The sequence below is a fragment of the Haloglycomyces albus DSM 45210 genome (assembly GCF_000527155.1).
In the GTDB taxonomy this organism is placed as follows: Bacteria; Actinomycetota; Actinomycetes; order Mycobacteriales; family Micromonosporaceae; genus Haloglycomyces; species Haloglycomyces albus.
The window spans coordinates 174,304-192,611 of record NZ_AZUQ01000001.1 but is presented as its reverse complement, the minus strand read 5'-3'; the positions used below and the strand labels follow the sequence as shown (position 1 = coordinate 192,611).

General features: G+C 59.6%; 19 protein-coding genes and 1 pseudogene. 13 read left to right on the top strand and 7 right to left on the bottom strand.

Annotated features, from left to right (window positions below):
- Positions 1 to 87 precede the first annotated feature (87 nt).
- From HALAL_RS0100985 to HALAL_RS0100975, 3 genes are all read right to left on the bottom strand, one after another.
- A complete protein-coding gene (locus tag HALAL_RS0100985; RefSeq protein WP_025272203.1) occupies positions 88 to 1,116 on the bottom strand; it encodes a GNAT family N-acetyltransferase in 1,029 nt (342 codons plus the stop codon).
- A gap of 148 nt (positions 1,117 to 1,264) precedes the next feature.
- Positions 1,265 to 1,786, bottom strand: coding sequence for a PH domain-containing protein (locus HALAL_RS0100980; RefSeq protein ID WP_025272202.1), 522 nt, complete (start codon positions 1,784 to 1,786; stop codon positions 1,265 to 1,267).
- Positions 1,787 to 1,955: 169 nt separating this feature from the next.
- Positions 1,956 to 2,753 carry a biotin--[acetyl-CoA-carboxylase] ligase gene (locus tag HALAL_RS0100975; protein ID WP_025272201.1) on the bottom strand — a complete coding sequence of 266 codons (798 nt, stop codon included), beginning with the start codon at positions 2,751 to 2,753 and terminating at the stop codon, positions 1,956 to 1,958.
- Between the two features lie 41 nt (positions 2,754 to 2,794).
- On the opposite strand from HALAL_RS0100975, the gene HALAL_RS0100970 reads away from it, so the two are divergent.
- The 4 genes from HALAL_RS0100970 (at position 2,795) to HALAL_RS0100955 (ending at position 6,427) form a co-directional block, all read left to right on the top strand.
- Entirely contained in the window at positions 2,795 to 4,366 is a 1,572-nt protein-coding gene (locus tag HALAL_RS0100970; RefSeq protein ID WP_025272200.1) for an acyl-CoA carboxylase subunit beta, read from the top strand.
- 135 nt (positions 4,367 to 4,501) lie between these two features.
- Entirely contained in the window at positions 4,502 to 5,542 is a 1,041-nt protein-coding gene (locus tag HALAL_RS0100965) for an NYN domain-containing protein (RefSeq protein ID WP_025272199.1), read from the top strand.
- A gap of 64 nt (positions 5,543 to 5,606) precedes the next feature.
- Positions 5,607 to 5,837, top strand: a complete 231-nt coding sequence (locus HALAL_RS0100960; protein WP_025272198.1) for an acyl-CoA carboxylase subunit epsilon — start codon at positions 5,607 to 5,609, stop codon at positions 5,835 to 5,837.
- Positions 5,837 to 6,427, top strand: coding sequence for a nucleoside triphosphate pyrophosphatase (locus HALAL_RS0100955; RefSeq protein WP_029767156.1), 591 nt, complete (start codon positions 5,837 to 5,839; stop codon positions 6,425 to 6,427). The genes HALAL_RS0100960 and HALAL_RS0100955 overlap by 1 nt, the downstream gene beginning before the upstream one ends.
- A gap of 481 nt (positions 6,428 to 6,908) precedes the next feature.
- Here the strand turns inward: HALAL_RS0100955 and HALAL_RS0100950 are convergent, their stop codons facing one another.
- Together HALAL_RS0100950 and HALAL_RS0100945 are read right to left on the bottom strand one after the other, a co-directional pair.
- Positions 6,909 to 7,523: a superoxide dismutase gene (locus HALAL_RS0100950; protein WP_025272197.1), complete on the bottom strand. Its 615-nt coding sequence runs from the start codon at positions 7,521 to 7,523 to the stop codon at positions 6,909 to 6,911.
- A gap of 180 nt (positions 7,524 to 7,703) precedes the next feature.
- Complete coding sequence (locus tag HALAL_RS0100945) at positions 7,704 to 8,498, bottom strand: phosphatase PAP2 family protein (RefSeq protein ID WP_169732384.1); 795 nt, start codon at positions 8,496 to 8,498, stop codon at positions 7,704 to 7,706.
- Between the two features lie 891 nt (positions 8,499 to 9,389).
- Between HALAL_RS0100945 and HALAL_RS0100940 the strand changes: the two genes are divergently transcribed.
- Positions 9,390 to 11,474 carry a HelD family protein gene (locus HALAL_RS0100940; RefSeq protein WP_025272195.1) on the top strand — a complete coding sequence of 695 codons (2,085 nt, stop codon included), beginning with the start codon at positions 9,390 to 9,392 and terminating at the stop codon, positions 11,472 to 11,474.
- Between the two features lie 49 nt (positions 11,475 to 11,523).
- Here HALAL_RS0100940 and HALAL_RS0100935 read toward each other — a convergent pair whose 3' ends face one another.
- Both HALAL_RS0100935 and HALAL_RS0100930 read right to left on the bottom strand, forming a co-directional pair.
- Positions 11,524 to 12,180, bottom strand: coding sequence for a histidine phosphatase family protein (locus HALAL_RS0100935; RefSeq protein ID WP_025272194.1), 657 nt, complete (start codon positions 12,178 to 12,180; stop codon positions 11,524 to 11,526).
- Between the two features lie 28 nt (positions 12,181 to 12,208).
- The gene (locus HALAL_RS0100930) at positions 12,209 to 13,180 is read right to left on the bottom strand and encodes an L-histidine N(alpha)-methyltransferase (protein WP_025272193.1); all 972 of its coding nucleotides are present in this window, start codon (positions 13,178 to 13,180) and stop codon (positions 12,209 to 12,211) included.
- 307 nt (positions 13,181 to 13,487) lie between these two features.
- Between HALAL_RS0100930 and rpsD the strand changes: the two genes are divergently transcribed.
- The 8 genes and pseudogenes from rpsD to truA all read left to right on the top strand — a co-directional run bounded on the left by rpsD (position 13,488) and on the right by truA (position 18,299).
- Complete coding sequence (gene rpsD / locus HALAL_RS0100925) at positions 13,488 to 14,099, top strand: 30S ribosomal protein S4 (RefSeq protein WP_025272192.1); 612 nt, start codon at positions 13,488 to 13,490, stop codon at positions 14,097 to 14,099.
- Positions 14,100 to 14,467: 368 nt separating this feature from the next.
- Complete coding sequence (gene infA, locus HALAL_RS0100920; RefSeq protein ID WP_025272191.1) at positions 14,468 to 14,689, top strand: translation initiation factor IF-1; 222 nt, start codon at positions 14,468 to 14,470, stop codon at positions 14,687 to 14,689.
- Between the two features lie 31 nt (positions 14,690 to 14,720).
- The gene (gene rpmJ, locus HALAL_RS17920) at positions 14,721 to 14,837 is read left to right on the top strand and encodes a 50S ribosomal protein L36 (protein ID WP_084471792.1); all 117 of its coding nucleotides are present in this window, start codon (positions 14,721 to 14,723) and stop codon (positions 14,835 to 14,837) included.
- Positions 14,838 to 14,990: 153 nt separating this feature from the next.
- Positions 14,991 to 15,365, top strand: a complete 375-nt coding sequence (rpsM, locus tag HALAL_RS0100915) for a 30S ribosomal protein S13 (RefSeq protein ID WP_025272190.1) — start codon at positions 14,991 to 14,993, stop codon at positions 15,363 to 15,365.
- A gap of 22 nt (positions 15,366 to 15,387) precedes the next feature.
- On the top strand, positions 15,388 to 15,780 hold the full coding sequence (rpsK, locus tag HALAL_RS0100910) for a 30S ribosomal protein S11 (RefSeq protein ID WP_025272189.1): 393 nt from the start codon (positions 15,388 to 15,390) through the stop codon (positions 15,778 to 15,780).
- Between the two features lie 113 nt (positions 15,781 to 15,893).
- The gene (locus tag HALAL_RS0100905; protein ID WP_025272188.1) at positions 15,894 to 16,964 is read left to right on the top strand and encodes a DNA-directed RNA polymerase subunit alpha; all 1,071 of its coding nucleotides are present in this window, start codon (positions 15,894 to 15,896) and stop codon (positions 16,962 to 16,964) included.
- Between the two features lie 33 nt (positions 16,965 to 16,997).
- Positions 16,998 to 17,348: pseudogene (rplQ, locus tag HALAL_RS0100900) on the top strand (50S ribosomal protein L17); the annotation flags it as partial.
- An 87-nt stretch (positions 17,349 to 17,435) separates the two neighbouring features.
- Positions 17,436 to 18,299 (top strand): tRNA pseudouridine(38-40) synthase TruA, encoded by an 864-nt coding sequence (truA, locus tag HALAL_RS0100895; RefSeq protein WP_025272186.1) that lies wholly within the window; start codon positions 17,436 to 17,438, stop codon positions 18,297 to 18,299.
- The last annotated feature ends 9 nt before the right edge of the window (positions 18,300 to 18,308 follow it).

Genomic DNA, 18,308 nt, shown 5'->3' with positions numbered 1-18,308 from the left:
GTCGCCGTTCAGGTGTTCGTGCGATATGTGGCTACCGATTAGAGGCCGGGCGACTTGGATTCGAGGGCACGAATGTGTAAGAGCACCTTATTCGCTGAGCTTCTTCTGCAATTCGTGTTCGCGACACAGTTTCCGGTAGCCTATGGCTTCGTTGATCGCGATCATGTGCTCGTTCGACTCGGCGTTCCATGTGTCTATGTAACGTAGCTGAGGGCGAATACGCCGCAGCTCACGCTGGTTGGCGATTTTCAGGATGGTTCCGAGGCGGTGGCCACGATGGGTCTTGTGGACGATGGTGTCATCCTGGTAAGCGATGTCTTCGGACCCGGGAAACACATTGATGACACTGAATCCGGCGATCTCTTTGCTCGCTTTATGCCGAATGACCGAGTGCGGCTGGACGACGCCCCGTTCGAGGCTGGCGCGTTCACGGGCCCGGAGTCGTTCGGGCGTGAAATCGACCTCGCGGATATCGGTATCGCCGAGCGGAACATCGGTGTACATGCCTTCGTGCAATACGCACAGGCCTTCGACCAGGTCTTCCGGAGCCGAATTGTAATACTGGATGAGTTCGTAGTCTTGGGCATGTTTCCAGGCGTCGGCGAGGAGATCGTCCAATTCCCGCTCGTCTACTGCAAACAGGTCGTTACGCCGTTGGACTTCTATGAGAGACGTGTGGTAGCCGTGGTGATGTGCGAAGGCCAGACCGGATTCGTCCATCGCTTCACCATCGGGGTAGCCTTCGATCGAACTAGCGATGAAGGTATGACGTCCTTCATCCTGCAGTCGCTTCTCAGTCACTTGCAGTAGCTGTGAACCGATGCCCTGGCGTCGGTATTCCGGGTGAACCATGACTTCCAACATTGCCAGGTGCTGATTGTCGTCAGTGGACAATGCTGCGTGGGACGCACCGACCACCGATTGCTCAGAGACGGCAAGGTATTCGATCTTCTTATTGTACCGGGTGGTAAAGAAGCGTGTTGCCAGTTCCATTACGGCTGGAAAACGAGGCCACGGAGAGAGGTTGTGCTCTCGGACTGAATGGGTCAATTCGGTGACGCCGCGAATATGAGAGATGTCGGTGGGATCCAGTGGGACGATGTCAATGTTATGCATATGACAGATTTTGCGGCATGAGAGGAAAAAGTGCGACGGGTTTTTATACAGGGCCTGGATGCCGATTGGGCGGAGCCGTAAATTCTGCGGCTCCGCCTGAAACGCATTATGTTCGACTGTCACGTTCCGGACAACCGACCATATGAACCTAGCGGGCTTCGCTGACGTCTTCGCCTTGCTTATCGTCCTGCATGAGCTGGTAGAGCTGAGTCTTGACCTTGTCGACCCGGGGAATGTCACGCCAAACCACGTCCACATCGTCGGAGGCCGTGTAGATGGTCAAGGTGCCGAATCCCAACAGGCGTTCCCAAATGGACTGGCTGTAGGTCACCGAATTGACGCGGTTAAGCATGACGTGCGTGCTTTCGCGTTGTGCGATTCCTTCGCGCCACATGACTCTCTGGTTGGTGAGGACGTAGTGGGTGCTTTGCCAACGAATCCAGGGCAGCACCGAAAGCCATACGATCAGACCTACAAACACGGCCACAATTCCCAGGCGAACGTATAGTTGGGCGCTGCCCCAACTTTCCGGCACCAGGTAAATCAGAATCGAGGCGATCAAAAGGAATACGACAAACCACAGCACTGGGGCGATAGCGTCTTTCCAATGCTGGCGGGTATGGAGTTTCACCTCTTCGTTTCGGGCCAGAACGTCATCGGGAAAACTCACTGTGACCTCCAAAAGTCTTGTACCGGGGCAGATTACTGGTTATTACTGCACGGAACAGGTCGTTCCTTCCTTAGCAGACTACAACACCGTCGCCCGTAGTGGTTCGGGGAACGGCGGAAGGATTCCCAGCACGAAACGGTTGTGCAAGTGTCGGTATCCGGATGGGACATTATGTGCTGGGGCGTAGGTGAACGGTTTCGGCTGCAGTAACGGTGTGAACGGTACCCTTGCCGTCCTTTATGAGCAGTCCGCCGAGGTCGTTGATGTCGGTCGCCTGTCCGTCGAGAAATTCACCGCCGGGTAGTTCGACTCGGACGGTCTGTCCCAGCGTTGCCGAACGCTCGCGCCAGGCCGCCACGATCGACGACGCTCCGGAGTGCTCCCATTCGGTGTAGCGCTCTTCGAATCGACGGAGGAAGTCCACGATCAGAGTTTCGCGGTCGGTTTGCGAACCATTGGCCAAGGCAACGGAGGTGGCTGAGGAAATGGGGAGATCGTCCTGGTTATGCGACACGTTGACGCCCATGCCGACTACTACGGAACCGTCCGCGACGGCGGCTAGAATACCGGCGATCTTCGCCCCGTCGACGAGGACGTCATTGGGCCATTTCACAGTGGCGTTCACTGCGGCGACCGACCGTAGGGTATCGCACAGGGCGACAGCGACCAGGGGGCTGAGCATGCTCCATTGTTCCGTCGGACGCCGAGGCCGCAGCAACAGCGACATCATAATGCTCGAGCGAGCCGGAGCCGACCAGGTACGTCCCCGTCGACCCTGCCCGGCCAGCTGGGTTTCGGCCAGCAGTACACGAGGGTCGGGAGCGCCGCTACGTGCTTCGGCCAGCACGTCATCCTGTGTCGAATGTGTGATATCTACTACAGATATCCTGTTCCAAAAGTCCGAAATATTATGAATTTTCGTCCTTAGGGAAGTTTCGGAGAGTGGTTTTCGTAGCTGTCCGGCCATGCACCAACGTTAGCCTCAAAGCGAAGCGATACGATCCGAACGTGACTGACATCGACATCCATACCACTGCCGGGAAGCTCGCCGACCTCAACGAGCGCCGCAACGAAGCGGCAACCGGCAATCCCCGTGCCATCGAGAAGCAACACGAGCGCGGAAAGAAGACCGCACGTGAACGTATTGAGGCGCTTCTCGACGAAGGATCGTTTACCGAAGTTGACTCGCTTCGCCGTCACCGCTCCATTGACTTCGGGATGGAAGCCAACCGTCCCTATGGAGACGGGGTCGTCACCGGATACGGCACCATCGACGGCCGTGAAGTCTGTATCTTCAGCCAAGACTTCACGATCTTCGGCGGGTCTCTCGGTCAGGTCTGTGGTGAAAAGATCGTCAAGATTCAAGACCTTGCCATGAAGACCGGGCGCCCCTTGATCGGAATCTCCGATTCGGGTGGGGCACGTATCCAAGAAGGTGTGGCCTCACTTGGCGGGTACGGTGATATCTTCCTCCGTAATGTGCGGGCCTCCGGGGTCATTCCCCAGATCTCACTGATCATGGGGCCCTGCGCAGGTGGAGCGGTCTACAGCCCCGCCATCACCGACTTCACCGTCATGGTGGATCAGACCAGCCACATGTTCATTACCGGTCCCGATGTAGTTCGTGCCGTGACCGGCGAAGACGTCGGCATGGAAGAGCTCGGTGGGGGCCGCACCCACAATGCGGTGGCCGGGAATGCCCACTACCTTGCCTCGGATGAAGGCGACGCCGTGGAGTACGTGAAGCAGCTTCTGAGCTTCATTCCCTCCAACAACCTCGATCAGCCGCCCATGTACGACGAGACCGAGGACCTGGAAGTTACCGGCGACGACGCCGCGTTGGACAAGATCGTCCCCGACTCGGCCAACCAGCCGTACGACATGCGTACCGTCATCGAAGGCATCGTCGACGACGGAGACTTCTTCGAGACGCAGGAGCTGTTCGCTCGCAACATCGTCGTCGGCTTCGGACGTATCGACGGCCGTCCGATCGGTGTTGTTGCCAATCAGCCCATGCACTTTGCCGGTTGCCTCGACATCGACGCTTCGGAGAAGGCGGCGCGTTTCATCCGGTTCTGCGACTCGTTCAATATCCCGATCGTCTCGTTCGTCGACGTGCCGGGTTTCCTGCCCGGTACCTCGCAGGAGCACGACGGAATCATCCGCCGCGGAGCGAAGCTGATTTACGCCTACGCCGAAGCGACCGTTCCGAAGCTGACCGTGATTGTCCGCAAGGACTACGGCGGCGCGTATTGCGTCATGGGGTCGAAGCACGTCGGAGCCGACGTCAACTTGGCCTGGCCGACCGCGGAGATCGCGGTCATGGGTTCGCAGGGCGCGGTCAATATTCTGTACCGCCGCGATTTGGCCAAGGCCGATGACGAACAGGCTATGCGAGCTGAGCTCATGAACGAATACGAGGAGAAGCTCAACAACCCCTACGTCGCGGCCGAGCTGGGCTACATCGACGCGGTCATCCAGCCGCGTGAGACACGGATGGAGCTGGTGAAGGCCCTTCGGATGACCGCCTCCAAACGTGAAGAACTCCCAGCTAAAAAGCACGGCAACATTCCTCTTTAACAGCGCAGGAATAGTATTGCACCGGCTCCTCCGGTACGGTTGAAATATTGCGAAGCGAGTAGATGGGGGTGCACACAGCGGCACCCCCATCGCCCGCACTATATTTCTCACTATTGCGTATTGGGGGACACTGGGATGTCTATGGGATATGAGGGTGTATGGCCAGGTAAACGGTATGCCGTTCTGGTTGATGTGGGGTATCTCTACGCGGCGGCCGCAGAAATACTTCTGGACGCCAATTCGCGTCGCGACTACCGAGTGGATGCCGAGAAACTGATTGGAAGCCTCATTGACCGAGCGCACGGTTTGGTCTCCAACGGCGAACTCCTGCGTATGTATTGGTTCGATGCGGCCCGAGACCGGGTACCCACCGTTGACCAAAGGGTCATCGCTCAGATGGAATACGTCAAAGTCCGGTTGGGCAACCTCAATTCCCGTGGACAGCAAAAGGGCGTCGACGCCATGATTCGGACGGATCTGGAACAACTCGCGCGACACCGTGCCATCCATGAAGCCATCCTCCTCGCCGGCGATGAAGACATGGTCCCCGCCGTGGAAATCGCACAGGCCTACGGGGTGCGGATTCACCTGTGGGGCGTCGAACCTCTGTACGCGACCAACCAGAGTGAACGCCTGGTATGGGAATCCGATACCAAGGAAACGTTGACCCCCGACGAATTGCGCCCGTATTTTACCCGGGCCGGGCACAACCCGGCGGCCGTAGCGGCACACAAGATCGCGGGCGCCCCCATGGCTGAACCCACGCAGAGCGTTCCGTCCCCGGCGGCCGTTTTTGGGCGGCGTGAATCGGTAGCGGTCACGATGACCGCCGCAGACGCCTTGGAAGCCGCCGAGTCAGCTCGGCCACAATACGTCAACAACTCAAAGCAGTCGTCCGCCGCCTCCGGAAAACTCGACAGCGAGGAAGTACGCGGAATCGGCGAATACGTCGGACACAAGTGGCTGTTGACCCGCGGTCTCGACAATATCGCCGATCTACTGCCCGGTCCGCAGTTGCCTACCGTCATAGACAAGGAACTGCTCGTCGAGGCGGAAAAGGAACTCGGGTATTCTCTACGAGACCACCCCGACGCTCGGATCTGGGTGCGCGACGGATTCTGGGAACGAGTTCACCGTGAATTCGACATCGAAATCGACGACGTCGCAGACGATTAGCCTCAGACGAAAACAGCGGATACCCGACTGAACACGATCACCCAATCGCCAGAAATGAGGGAAGATGACGACCGACACCGATACCCAAGACGTCGGAATCAGAGTCACCCGGGGCAATCCCACCGCTGAGGAAACAGCGGTCATCACCGCCCTGCTGTACTCCTTGGCCGGATCCGGTGACGACGAGCCGGCGGTTCGGCGAACGCCGAGCTGGTCCGATCCCGGACTTAAACTGCGAGTTCGTCGGAGTTGGCGGGACACGGCCATTCCGGCGCGGCGCGGGATGGAGCGGTAATGACGCGCCCGTTCATTCTGGCTTCCGCCTCCCCAGCCCGTCGCCGTCTCCTGGAAGCGGCGGGCATCCATCCAGAGGTCGTGGTGTCGGGCGTCGACGAAAGCCAAGTCGCCGGTTCCGACCCCAACGAATTGGCTGCGGCCCTAGCCGAATTGAAAGCGACGGCAGTGGCGCCACAGACACCGTCCAACGCGTTCGTGATGGGCTGTGATTCGGTTCTTCACTTCGACGGTGAGATTCTAGGTAAGCCGGACGGTCCCGAGGAGGCCGTATCGCGTTGGAAGCGCATGCGTGGCGAAGTCGGCGTGCTGTACACCGGTCATTGCCTCATCGACCGGACGGCGGATCGGACGATCGTCCAGACCGCCGCTACTACGGTGCATTTCGCCGAAGTCTCCGACGCCGAGATCGCCGCTTACGTCGAGACCGGCGAACCGCTGCACGTCGCCGGTTCGTTCACCCTGGACGGATACGGTTCGGCCTTCATCAAGAAGATCGAGGGTGATCCGGGAACGGTGATCGGGCTGTCGATGCCCCTACTGCGAGAGATGCTAGGGGAAGTAGAAACCAACATCACCACTTTGTGGTAGGTGACCGCTCAGCTTGCCCCAGGCACTCCATATTTACGCTGCGGGGGATTCTCACGACCTGAAGGTCGCGATGAATCCTCCTCGCGCAAATCTGCAGCACCTGGAACAACCTGAGCTCTTCTCCAGCTCTACCGCCGCTGCGCACGCGCTGCGCGCGTTGTTAGCGGCTCGCCAGTTGGCTCGTCCCTGGGGAAAGTGTGATGGCAGCGCTCTTTAGGGACACAGGCAGCTCTACCGCTTCTGCTCTTCGCTGGAAGCTCGCCAGTTTCGTCGGGGCATTGATGGTGGTCGAGTTTTCTGTAGGGACAGGCAGCTCTACCGCCACTGCACACGCGCTGCGCGCGTTGTTAGCGGCTCGCCCGTTGGTTCGCCCCTGGGGACTTCCCGATATGGGAGAAAAATTGAATTGTCGTGAATTGAGGGCCGGCTGGGCATTGGATGCCTGGCCGGCCCTCAATCGTTGTTGCCGCGCATGAAAATACTAGGGCTGTTTTGTCCCCGCCTTGGCAGCTTCATAGCGAGCGATGACGTCGTTCCAATTGATGATGTGCCAGAGTCGATCGACGTAATCGGGGCGTACGTTCTTATACTGCAGGTAGTAGGCGTGCTCCCAGGCATCGAATACGAGCAGAGGCGTGGTGTTTTGACCCACGTTTCCGTGATGGTCGTATACCTGTTCCACAACGAGGCGCTGCCCCAACGGTTCCCAAGCCAGGACACCCCAACCGGAGCCCTGAACACTGGTGGTCGCCGCCGTCAACTGCTTCTTAAAAGCGTCAAAACTTCCAAAGTGTTCATTGATCGCGTCGGCGAATTCTCCGTCGGGCCGGTCGCCGCCGTCCGGTGAGAGGTTCTTCCAGAAAATGGAGTGGAGTACGTGGCCGGAGAGGTGGAAGGCGAGGTTCTTCTCCAGCCCGATCAGTTGGCCGAATTGCTCCTTGTCACGAGCCTCCGCCAGCTGTTCCAGCGTGTCGTTCGCGCCCTTGACGTATGAAGCGTGGTGTTTGTCGTGGTGTAGTTCGAGAATTTCACCGGTCATGGCCTTTTCGAGGGCCCCATAGTCGTAGTCCAGGTCAGGAAGTGTGTATACACCCATATTCTGCTCCTTATCGACAAAAAGTGGTTAATGGGAAGTATAGGTTATTGCCAAATATATGCAATAAGGAGCGGATGTTAAGTAGGGCATAGCGAAAGGTTGTGGCGCAATACGATGACTCAGTGGATAAAAAACCTGCCCGAATCTCTTCGGGCAGTGGAGAGGCGTAGGCGCAACGGATTACGGTTGCGTAGTTTGCTCCTTATGTGCGCGGCGCAGCTCGACACCGAGCCAGGTGAATCCCAGCAAGACAATGAACGTTGCCCAGGCGATACCTGGATACAGTGGCATGACCGCAGTCAAAAGAAGGCCCACGATCAGAAGCGTGGCAAAGAGGATCGTCTTACGGGTTGCCGGTTCGAAAACGTTCAACGGCCCGAGTGGAACCGTATGCCAGGGCACCCGTTTGGCATTGCGAATGATGAGAATGCCCATCATAATCCCGGCGGGTGCGTCCAACAGCCAATGTCGACCCGCATACGTCTGCGTCAGAATGACCACGATCGGAGGAAGAATCAACAGTGACCACCGTAGCCACGGGCGCAGCAATCCACCGATGAGTAGAACCAGGAGGCCGTACCAGACAATGGCGTTGGCGGCGTGACCCGACGGAAAGGCCGTCGCATCGGCAATGAGACCGCCCCCGCCGTCTTCGAGGTAGGTGAACATAACCGCGCCTTGCGGAGACGCGTCCATCAGCTGATGTACGTACTGCGACAAGGGCCTTCCGAACAGATGCTTGGCCAGAAGAATCAAGCTGAGTGGGATATAGCAAAGCACGTACATCAACAGTGGCCGAATCGAGCGTGCTCGCAGGGCCGCCCAGACGGCTGGGATGAGTACAATGGGAGCGATGAAACGTCCCGAACCCAGGTTGGTTACTACTTTAGCGGTTTCATTCAGCCACTCCACCTTGTGCTCATAGCTCCAGAGGCGAACCCAGAGGTCAAGCTCTACGAACGGGGAAGGCCACATGAGGAGAACCGTGTTCAAGACAATGCCGAATACGAGAATGAGATCGGGCCACAGGCTACGAGGCCGCGTGCGGTGTGGCTGCCAATCAAACCACGTGACTGGAATATAGCGTCGCAGGGGGGCCACGACGTGCTCAAATAGGGGGGCGTCATCCTGGATCGTGACCCCGCGGTCGCGGATGCCCGTACTTCGGGGGTGGTCCGTGGAAGACGTGAAAATCTTTGGCATTCTGCATAGTTTACCTGCGAGCGCCACCACAGCGACATGGTGAGGCAAGACATTTAACTACAGAAAAGAGTGCGGCGACCGCCCAGGCCAGGTGAATGTGGCGGTCGCCGCCGATCGCTCGAACGTACCCCACACTTGTCGAGCGACCATATGGAAAATGGCTTGAACCGAACTTGTGCGGTGTGGAGATGTACGGTATAAAGTTTCTTCGTTTTGTGTTGTGTCTTTAAATTACCTGGGTGGCGGGGAGTATGAAGTCAACTAATTGACAACGAGCCGGATTTGTCCAGATTGGGGTCGGGGTCAATCTGAGGGATCAACGAGTTAATGGACGACTAAAATGGAATGACCGGATTTCGTCGAGTGACGGGAACGACGCAACGTCGGGTTGTATCACGGTGTGCTGGTCGTCGTTGCCGTGACGGTGCGAGTTGTGAATAACGGAAGGTAGAGCCGCGGCGCGTAGCGCGTATGCGGCGGTAATGCCGGAAAAGAGCTGAGGTTGTTTTCAGGTGTTTCAGCTTTGCGCGAGGAGGATTCGTCGTGACCTTCAGGTCGTGAGAATTCCCCGCAGCGTAAAGATGGAGTAGCTGGGGCAAGCTCAGCGGTCACCCACCCACCAACCCATGAGGGGATTACGTGGAGAACGATACGAGCCATGCTGTGTCTGCGCCTCATCCTGCCAATTCGGTTTTGGATGAGATCGCCGTGGAGCAGGAGTTTGTAGATCAGGTCTATGAGCGGGTCGATGTACTGCGGGAGGAGGCCGATGAGAATCGGCGCAGTGGTTTCGAGCATCATCGGGCCACGGTTCCCGGGGCGCAGTTTGAGCGCGACGTGTTCGTATATCGAGCGGCGCGGCGTATGTCCGATTTGGATAGTCAGCATGAGGGGCTCGTGTTCGGACGTCTGGACTTCGACGATGGAGGCATACGACATGTCGGTCGTTTGGGCGTACGCGACGCGGAGTACCGTTCTCTGTTGATCGACTGGCGCGCACCGGCGGCCGCTCCGTTTTACCGGGCCACTGCCGTGGATCGTCAGAATGTCTCCCGACGTCGGGTGATTCGCTCCTTCGGTCAAGCCGTTCAGGAGATCAGTGACGATCTCCTCGATGAGGATGCCGTGGATCGGCTGCCCGTGGTCGGTGACGGTGCGTTGATGGCGGCTTTGGGGCGCAAGCGGACCGGTCGTATGCGTGACATTGTCGCGACGATTCAGGCGGAGCAGGACGCGGCCATTCGCGCTCCCGGGCGGGGAGCCACTATTATCAGCGGCGGTCCGGGGACCGGTAAGACCGTGGTGGCTTTGCATCGCGCGGCGTATCTTCTGTATCAGGATCGGGCGCGATACGAGGGTGCCGGGATTCTCATCATCGGGCCCAGCGACGTGTTCATGCGTTATATCGGGCGTGTGTTGCCGAGTTTGGGGGAGGAGACGGCCGCGCTGTATTCCATGGGGGAACTGTACGCGGAGGTGAACGCGACCCGGCAGGATTCCCGTGAGGTGGCGGGCGTCAAGGGGCGGCCGGCCATGGTGACGGTGTTGCGGCATCTGGCTCGCCAGGCTGCACCTGAGGCCCCGCATGAGTTGCGCATCACGGTCAAGGGGGATGTGTTCACTCTCGATGAGGCCGAGCTGGTGGCGGTGCGTGCCACGGTGTTCGAGAAGGAGTCGCGTCCGAACCACGCGCGTACCGAAGCGGGTCGGGCGTTGTTGGTGGCTCTGTGGCGCAAGGTTAAACCGGTTCATCCGGATCTCAATCCGGCGGAGTTCTCCCGTGATGTCGGCTCGCGTTCGGAGTTTTTGAAGTTCCTGGAGGCGTGGTGGCCGAAACTTGATCCCACGGACGTGTTGCGGTGGGGCAGTGACGTTCACCGCTTGCTCAGTGCGGGGGAGGGCCGCTTGAAACGTCATGAGGCGGTGGCGGTGGCTCGTTCGCTGGAGGCCGATGATTGGTCGATTCAGGATGTTCCACTGCTGGACGAGTTGCGCCACATACTGGGCTTTCAGGAAAAAGAGCAGGGGAGAAAGAACCGAATCGCCAGCTGGGGTGGCATTAGCGAGCTCGCTACGACGCAGGACCGCTATTACGATCGCGGCGAGAGAGTCGCCCGAGACGCGTTTTACGCCGACTACGCCCATGTGATCGTGGACGAAGCGCAGGACCTGTCTCCCATGCAATGGCGCATGGTGGGCCGTCGCGGTCGTGCGGCAGGCTGGACGATCGTGGGCGACCAGGCGCAGTCGTCATGGCCCGATCCCGATCAGGCAGCTGAGGGGCGGCGCCGCGCGATACCTCGGGGGAAGCAGCATCGTTTCCATCTGTCGAAAAACTATCGCAACTCCATGGAGGTGTTCGATCACGCCGCCGAGTGGGCACGGCCCCGAGTCGCCGAGCTCGACGTCCCGGAGGCCGTTCGGGAAACCGGAATCGCCGTAGAGGTGGAAAACTGCGACAGTGTTGACCTCACCGTCCATATCGCGGCCCTGACGAAGCGACTTCTGCAACAGGTGGAGGGAACGGTCGGCGTGGTGGCCGCAACGCATCGCCATGCGGAGATCGCTTCCGCCATGCCGTTCGACGACCGGGTCAACCTGGTGGGGCCGTTGGAATCCAAGGGTCTGGAATGGGACGCGGTCATCGTGGTCGCCGTGGACGAGATCGCGGCCCTGTACACGGCCGGCGTAGGGTATGTGACCTTGACCCGTGCCACCCAGCGTCTGGTGCGCCTCGATGTGAACTGAGGAGTGGCCGCCTGCTAACGGTGGCGATAACCGTGGGCAGGCGGTCGTACTACGCGACGTCGCCGCCGAACGCGTTGTCTCCGCCCCAATCATCCGGTTCGGATGACGGGGTGGGCGGTGGTCCGAGCAGTCGCGGGGTCAGGTTCCACAGTCCGATGGAGCGTTCGTCGTATTCGTAGCCCAGCCCGGCCACTGCCGCCGTTCCGATGCTGAAGTTCATTCCGGCCCCGGCCTCCAAACCGATCCAGCGAGCGGCGATGACGCGGCACAGGTGGCCGTGAGAGACCAGTGCGACGTCGCCGGACTCCAGCAGCGGTTCGGCCTCTGCCAAGAGCCGGTCGACCCGATTGGTCACCGATTCCACCGTTTCGCCGCCGGGGCCGATACCTCCGTCGGCCCAGAGGCTCCATCCAGGATCGGATTCGTCGATCTGTTGTCGAGTCTTGCCTTCGGCGTCGCCGTACGCCCACTCCGCCAGATCCGGGCGAATCCGGTCGATGGTGAGCCCGCTCAATTCGGCCGTGTTGATCGCCCGTGTGCGGGGCGACGACCAAACGGTGCGGATGTCCCAGTGACGGAGAAGTTGAGCGATGCCCTGTGCTTGCTGCGCACCCACTTCAGTGAGCTGCAAGTCGGTGGTGGAGGTATGCTGTCCGGTCTTGGACCATTTGGTCTCACCGTGACGAATCAAAACTATTTCACCCATGTCACCAGCATATGGGAGATATAGGACATCAGACGGCCTTCATCAGAAACACTCCGTAGTAATCGGCGGCGTCGAACCACCGGTGCGTGACGGTGAAGCCGTACCCGTCAACCTCGGCCGCCAAGTCATCGGGCCGGAATTTGCACGAGAAGCCGCTCTGCATGACTTCACCCGCATCGAAGTGCACGTCCATTTCCAGTGCGGATATGTCGACCGTCATCTCGCGTTCGGCCACCAAACACATTTCCACCGCCGACGCCAGGGAGTTCCAGCGTGCCCGGTGGTGGAAGGCCCGCAGATCGAAGTTCGCGTCCAAGTGTCGGTTGAGAACGCGCAGCACATTGAGATTGAACGCTCCGGTCACCCCGCCGGAGTCGTTATAGGCGCGCAGAATGACGTCCGGGTCTTTGACCAAGTCCACGCCGAACAGGGCCTTCTCTCCGGGGTGCAACGCGGTGCGCAGGGATTGAAGCAGCATTCCCCGTTCCGCGGAGGTGAAGTTACCGAAGGTCGAGCCCAGCAGGGCGACCAGCCGATCGTCCCCGTCGGGGATCTGGTCCAGCTGTTTGAGGAAATCGCCGCTGATACCACCGATCTTCGCTCCCGGGTACGTGTCGCAGAGGTCGGCCAAGGTACTCTCCAGCGCGGATTCGTTGATGTCGAAGGCCCAGTATCCATCCAGCTGACCGGCGCGCGAGAAGGCGTTGAGGAGAAGTTTGACCCGGTCGATCAGACCCGCTCCCAATTCGATGAACACCCGCGAACCGCTCGCCGCAGCGATCTCATCGGAATAGGAGGTCAAAATCTCGGTCTCCGAGCGAGTGAGGTAATAATCGGGTTGGGTGCCCAGTCGGGTGAAGAGAGCCTCGCCTTTGGTGTCGTAGTGCCATCGCAACGGTAGAAACTTCGGATCCGAGGTCAAGCCACGACGCACATCCGCCGCCAGCTGTACCGTCGTGTCCTCGGGATCGGCACAGACCCGCAGGACCGGCTCATTCATAGTCACGCCTTAACCATAAACTCCCAACAGGGTGGATTTGGCGCATTGTTCCGAATGACCGGTGATCCCCAAAGGTGGTCCAGGCGTTGTCCTGCTGTGAGGGGCACGACGTCACCGGCGGGCAGGTGGTGGAAGCCTCCGTAACAGTGCTAGGCTGACACAGTTCTATCGGAACGGCTTTCCGCGGCTGGGGCTGATCCGATTGCTCTCTAGAACAGATGGGCACCAACGCCCGTCACCCACAATCGTTTAAGTCACGAGGCCATCTTTACGACGGCCCGTATTTTTGTGTTCTCAGGAGGACCGAATGCCGCAACCTCAGCCAAAGGTTAAGCTCTCCCGTTCACTCGGGATCGCGCTGACCCCGAAGGCGGCCAAGTACATGGAACGCCGTCCCTACCCTCCGGGGCAGCACGGCCGTGGGCGTCGCAAAGAGTCGGACTACAAGACTCAGCTGACTGAGAAGCAGCGTCTTCGCGCCCAGTACAACATTTCGGAGCGTCAGCTTCGTCGCGCCTACGAAGAAGCGACCCGTAAGTCCGGAAAAACCGGTGAAGTCCTGATTCAGCTGCTGGAATCCCGCCTGGACGCCTTCGTGCTGCGCGCCGGTTTGGCCCGCACGATCTACCAGGCCCGCCAGTTCGTCAACCACGGACACTTCACCGTCAATGGGCGCAAGGTCGACATCCCGTCCTACCGCCTCAGCCCCGGTGACTTCGTTCAGGTCAAGGCCAAGAGCCGTCAGACTACTCCGTTCGAAGCCGCCGCAGCCGGCGAGTGGGCCGCCGAAGGCCAGACTCCGTCCTACATTGAAGCGCACCTCAACGGGCTGATCGCTCGTTTCGTCTCGGTGCCCGAGCGCTCCCAGATCCCCGTGGTCTGCGATGAGCAGCTCATCGTGGAGTTCTACAGCAAGTAGATCTATACTCGCAAAGCCCGCCGAATCGAATTCGGCGGGCTTTTTCGGCATGTGCGCCCCGAAACTCACGGGTGCCGTGATGTATCGTCACTGGAGTGTAGGCGTAAGCACAATCACCGATAGGCCGATAGTTCCCCCAAAACAATGGGAGTAGTATTGCTAAATGGTGCAGCCTATCTGTTGACATGATTCCGGTCAACCTCACCCACGCGCTCCGGGGTGGTTGAATTCCACCTGGAATCTGTTCATCAAGCCGCACTACACGTGCCTATTTCTCCCCGCTCTCACCGGGATCCCGTCCCGCAGTGCCGGATAGAGATGACACGTGTGTCCATGTACGGATCCGAGTAGTCACGGTAGCGGAGGACATGCCGAAAAAAGACGGTGCCATTGAGATTGAAGGCAAGGTTATAGAGGCCCTTCCGAACGCAACGTTCCGGGTGGAGCTCAATAACGGCCACAAAGTACTTGCCCACATTAGCGGCAAGATGCGACAGAACTACATCCGAATCCTCCCCGAGGATCGAGTGGTTGTGGAACTGTCGCCGTACGACCTGTCACGCGGTCGGATTGTCTACCGTTATCGCTGACCGGACTACTACTAGTTGATAAGTAGGGCTCGTGAAAGTAAAACCGAGCGTCAAGAAGATCTGTAAAAGCTGCCGAGTGATCCGGCGTCACGGACGCGTCATGGTCATTTGCGCGTCGGACGCGCGTCACAAGCAGCGTCAAGGCTAGATCTCACCGGACGCAAAAACAGCAAGAATACCGTTACTTGTGGGCGATGGGGACACCGTCGACCACAGCCCTCGGCTCGGAGGCCGAGGCTCACCTTCTCTCCGAAGTGAGGCAGTAACGGTCAGACCTCCGAAAAAACAAGGAGAACGCCATATGGCACGCCTCGCTGGGGTGGACCTTCCGCGCGACAAGCGCGTTGAAATCGGTCTCACCTACATCTACGGTGTTGGGCGTACGCGCTCGCTGGAAGCTCTCGTGGGCACCGGCATCGACAGGAACACGCGCGTTAAGGACCTCACCGAAGAAGACGTAGTCAAACTGCGTGACTACATCGAAACCAACTTCACCGTCGAAGGTGACCTGCGCCGCGAAGTTCAGGCCGATATTCGTCGGAAGATCGAGATTGGTTGCTACCAAGGTCTGCGTCACCGCTATGGGCTGCCCGCGCACGGTCAGCGCACGCGCACGAACGCTCGTACCCGTAAGGGTCCGAAGAAGACCGTCGCCGGTAAGAAGAAGGCCCGTTAGGCATTAAGGAGCGCTGAATTTTATGCCACCGAAGTCGCGCGCGAAGAACACCCGCGTTAAAAAGAAGAATGTGCCCGCAGGCCAGGCACACATCCGTTCTACCTTCAACAACACCATCGTGTCGATCACCGACCCGTCCGGTGCGGTTGTTTCCTGGTCGTCCTCCGGGCAAGTTGGTTTCAAGGGCTCGCGTAAATCCACGCCGTACGCCGCGCAGATGGCAGCCGAGGCCGCAGCGCGCCGTGCCATGGACAACGGGATGCGCAAAATTGACGTTTTCGTCAAGGGTCCCGGTTCGGGCCGCGAAACCGCGATCCGTTCGCTTCAGGCCGTCGGTCTGGAAGTCGGATCGATCTCTGATGTGACCCCGCAGCCGCACAACGGTTGCCGTCCCCCGAAGCGCCGTCGCGTCTAACGGGACCTCAGGGAAAAATTTAGCTGTCGCTCTTCACAATGTTGAGCCGCAGCGGAAGTAAAGCGTTTGGAAGGCATCATATAGTGGGTGCCCTTACCGAAGGATTTTAAACAGTGCTGATTACAAAGCGACCGACGCTGACCGAGAACGTCGTCAACTCGACCCGTGCGAAGTTCACCATTGAACCGCTCGAGCCTGGTTTCGGCTACACTCTCGGGAACTCATTGCGTCGTACCTTGCTGTCGTCCATTCCGGGCGCGGCGGTTACCTCCATCAAAATCGATGGCGTCCTGCACGAGTTCGCTACGATCCCCGGCGTGAAAGAAGACGTCGTGGAGGTCGTGCTGAACGTCAAGCAAATCTGCGTCTCCTCCGAGAGCGATGAGCCGATCACCATGTACCTCCGCAAGGAGGGCCCGGGTGACGTCACCGCCGGAGACATCCAGCCTCCGACCGGGGTCACGATTCACAACCCCGATCTGAAGCTGGCCACCCTCAACTCCACCGGTCGTATCGACATGGAGTTCGTGGTGGAGCGTGGACGCGGATACGTGTCGGCGGTCCAGAACAAGAGCGACAGCAACGAGATCGGCCGTATCCCGGTCGACTCGATCTACTCTCCGGTGCTCAAGGTCGCTTATAACGTCGAGGCCACCCGTGTGGAACAGCGCACGGACTTTGACAAGCTGGTCCTCGACGTAGAGGTCAAGTCCTCGACCACGCCGCGTACGGCGCTGGCTTCAGCGGGATCGACTCTGGTGGAACTGTTCGGTCTCTACCGGGAACTCGACGTGGAGGCCGAAGGCATCGACGTCGGACCGTCGCCCGCCGACCAGCAGCTGGCCGCCGATCTCGCCCTGCCGATTGAGGACCTGGACATGACCGTCCGGTCGTACAACTGCCTCAAGCGCGAGGGTGTGGACACCGTGGGCGACCTCATCAACCGCACTGAAGCCGACCTGCTGGACATCCGCAACTTCGGACAGAAGTCCATCGACGAAGTGAAGATGAAGCTGGCCGGCATGGGACTGGGTCTGAAGGACTCACCTGGAACCTTCGACTACAGTGAAGCCGCTTCGACCTACGACCCCAACGGGGCTCCGGTCACCACTTCCGCTCCGGCCGACGAAATCGATGACTTCGAAGACGACGGCGATGACCTTCGCGAAACCGAACAGCTCTAAACGCTAGAGCTTACAGACCAAGGGAGTTTAAGAATGCCCACTCCGACTAAGGGCCGTCGCCTGGGAAGCTCTCCGGCGCACGAAAAACTGATGCTCGCTGGGCTGGCGGCGTCGCTGTTCGAACACGGCAGCGTCACGACCACGCTCACCAAAGCGCGTCGTCTGCGTCCCTACGCGGAACGCCTGATCACCTATGGCAAGAAAGGTACCTTGCATCACCGTCGCCTGGCTCTGGCCAAGCTGCGGAACAAGGACATCACCCACGACCTCTTCGAGCAGGTCGCGCCGCGGTTCTCCAACCGCGACGGTGGCTACACCCGCATTATCAAAGCGGGTCGCCGCAAAGGTGACAACGCGCCGATGGCGATCATCGAGCTGGTGGACTAACCACCGGACCGATTAACATTCAAGCCGCACACCCAACCCGGGTGTGCGGCTTTGTTTTTTCTTTGGGGAAGAAGGAGACGGTACATGGATCAGGTTCGTCTGCGCTTGCGGGTGTCATACGACGGGACGGCCTATTCCGGCTGGGCGGTGCAGCCTCAGCGCCCCACGGTGGCCGCCGAGGTCATACGGGCCCTGACACTGTTGTTCGGCGAGCTGGAGGACTTCACCGTCGCGGGACGTACCGATGCCGGGGTACACGCTACCGGTCAAGTCGTACACGTCGACGTGAATCGAGCGAAATGGGAAGAACTGCGCCCCAAACTGTTGTGGCGATTGCGCGGGATTCTCCCTGCTGACGTCCGCGTTACTCGCGCCGAAGAGGTCGACCCGGTCTTCAACGCCCGCTTCGCCGCCGAATGGCGTCGCTACACCTATCGGGTGTCCGATCACACCTGGGGGGTCGACCCGCTGCGCCGCATCGACACCCTGCCGTGGCCCCGCCCGGTCGACGTCGACAGGATGAACCGCGCCTGCGAACGGCTGCTGGGGGAGCACGATTTCGTAGGGTTCTGTAAACGTAAGGAAGGGGCGACCACGATCCGTGCCCTATTGGATTACCACTGGGAGCGGGACGCCGATGGAACGGCCGTGGCCACCGTCCGGGCCGATGCCTTCTGCCATTCCATGGTGCGATCGCTGGTAGGCGCGGCTCTTGCGGTGGGAGACGGGCGACGGGACGAAGACTGGCTCGCCTCCCTGCTGCGTGTGGATCAACGGGCCAACGATGTGCATGTGGTTGGGCCGAAGGGGCTGACTCTGGTGGAGGTGTATTACTCCGACGATCCGGCACGCTGGGCGGAACGTGTGCATACGACCCGACGAATTCGGACCCTGACGGAGCAGAACTCCCCTGAAGCACCCAACGCCCAAGCGGGCGACGAAGGATGACGGCCTCCT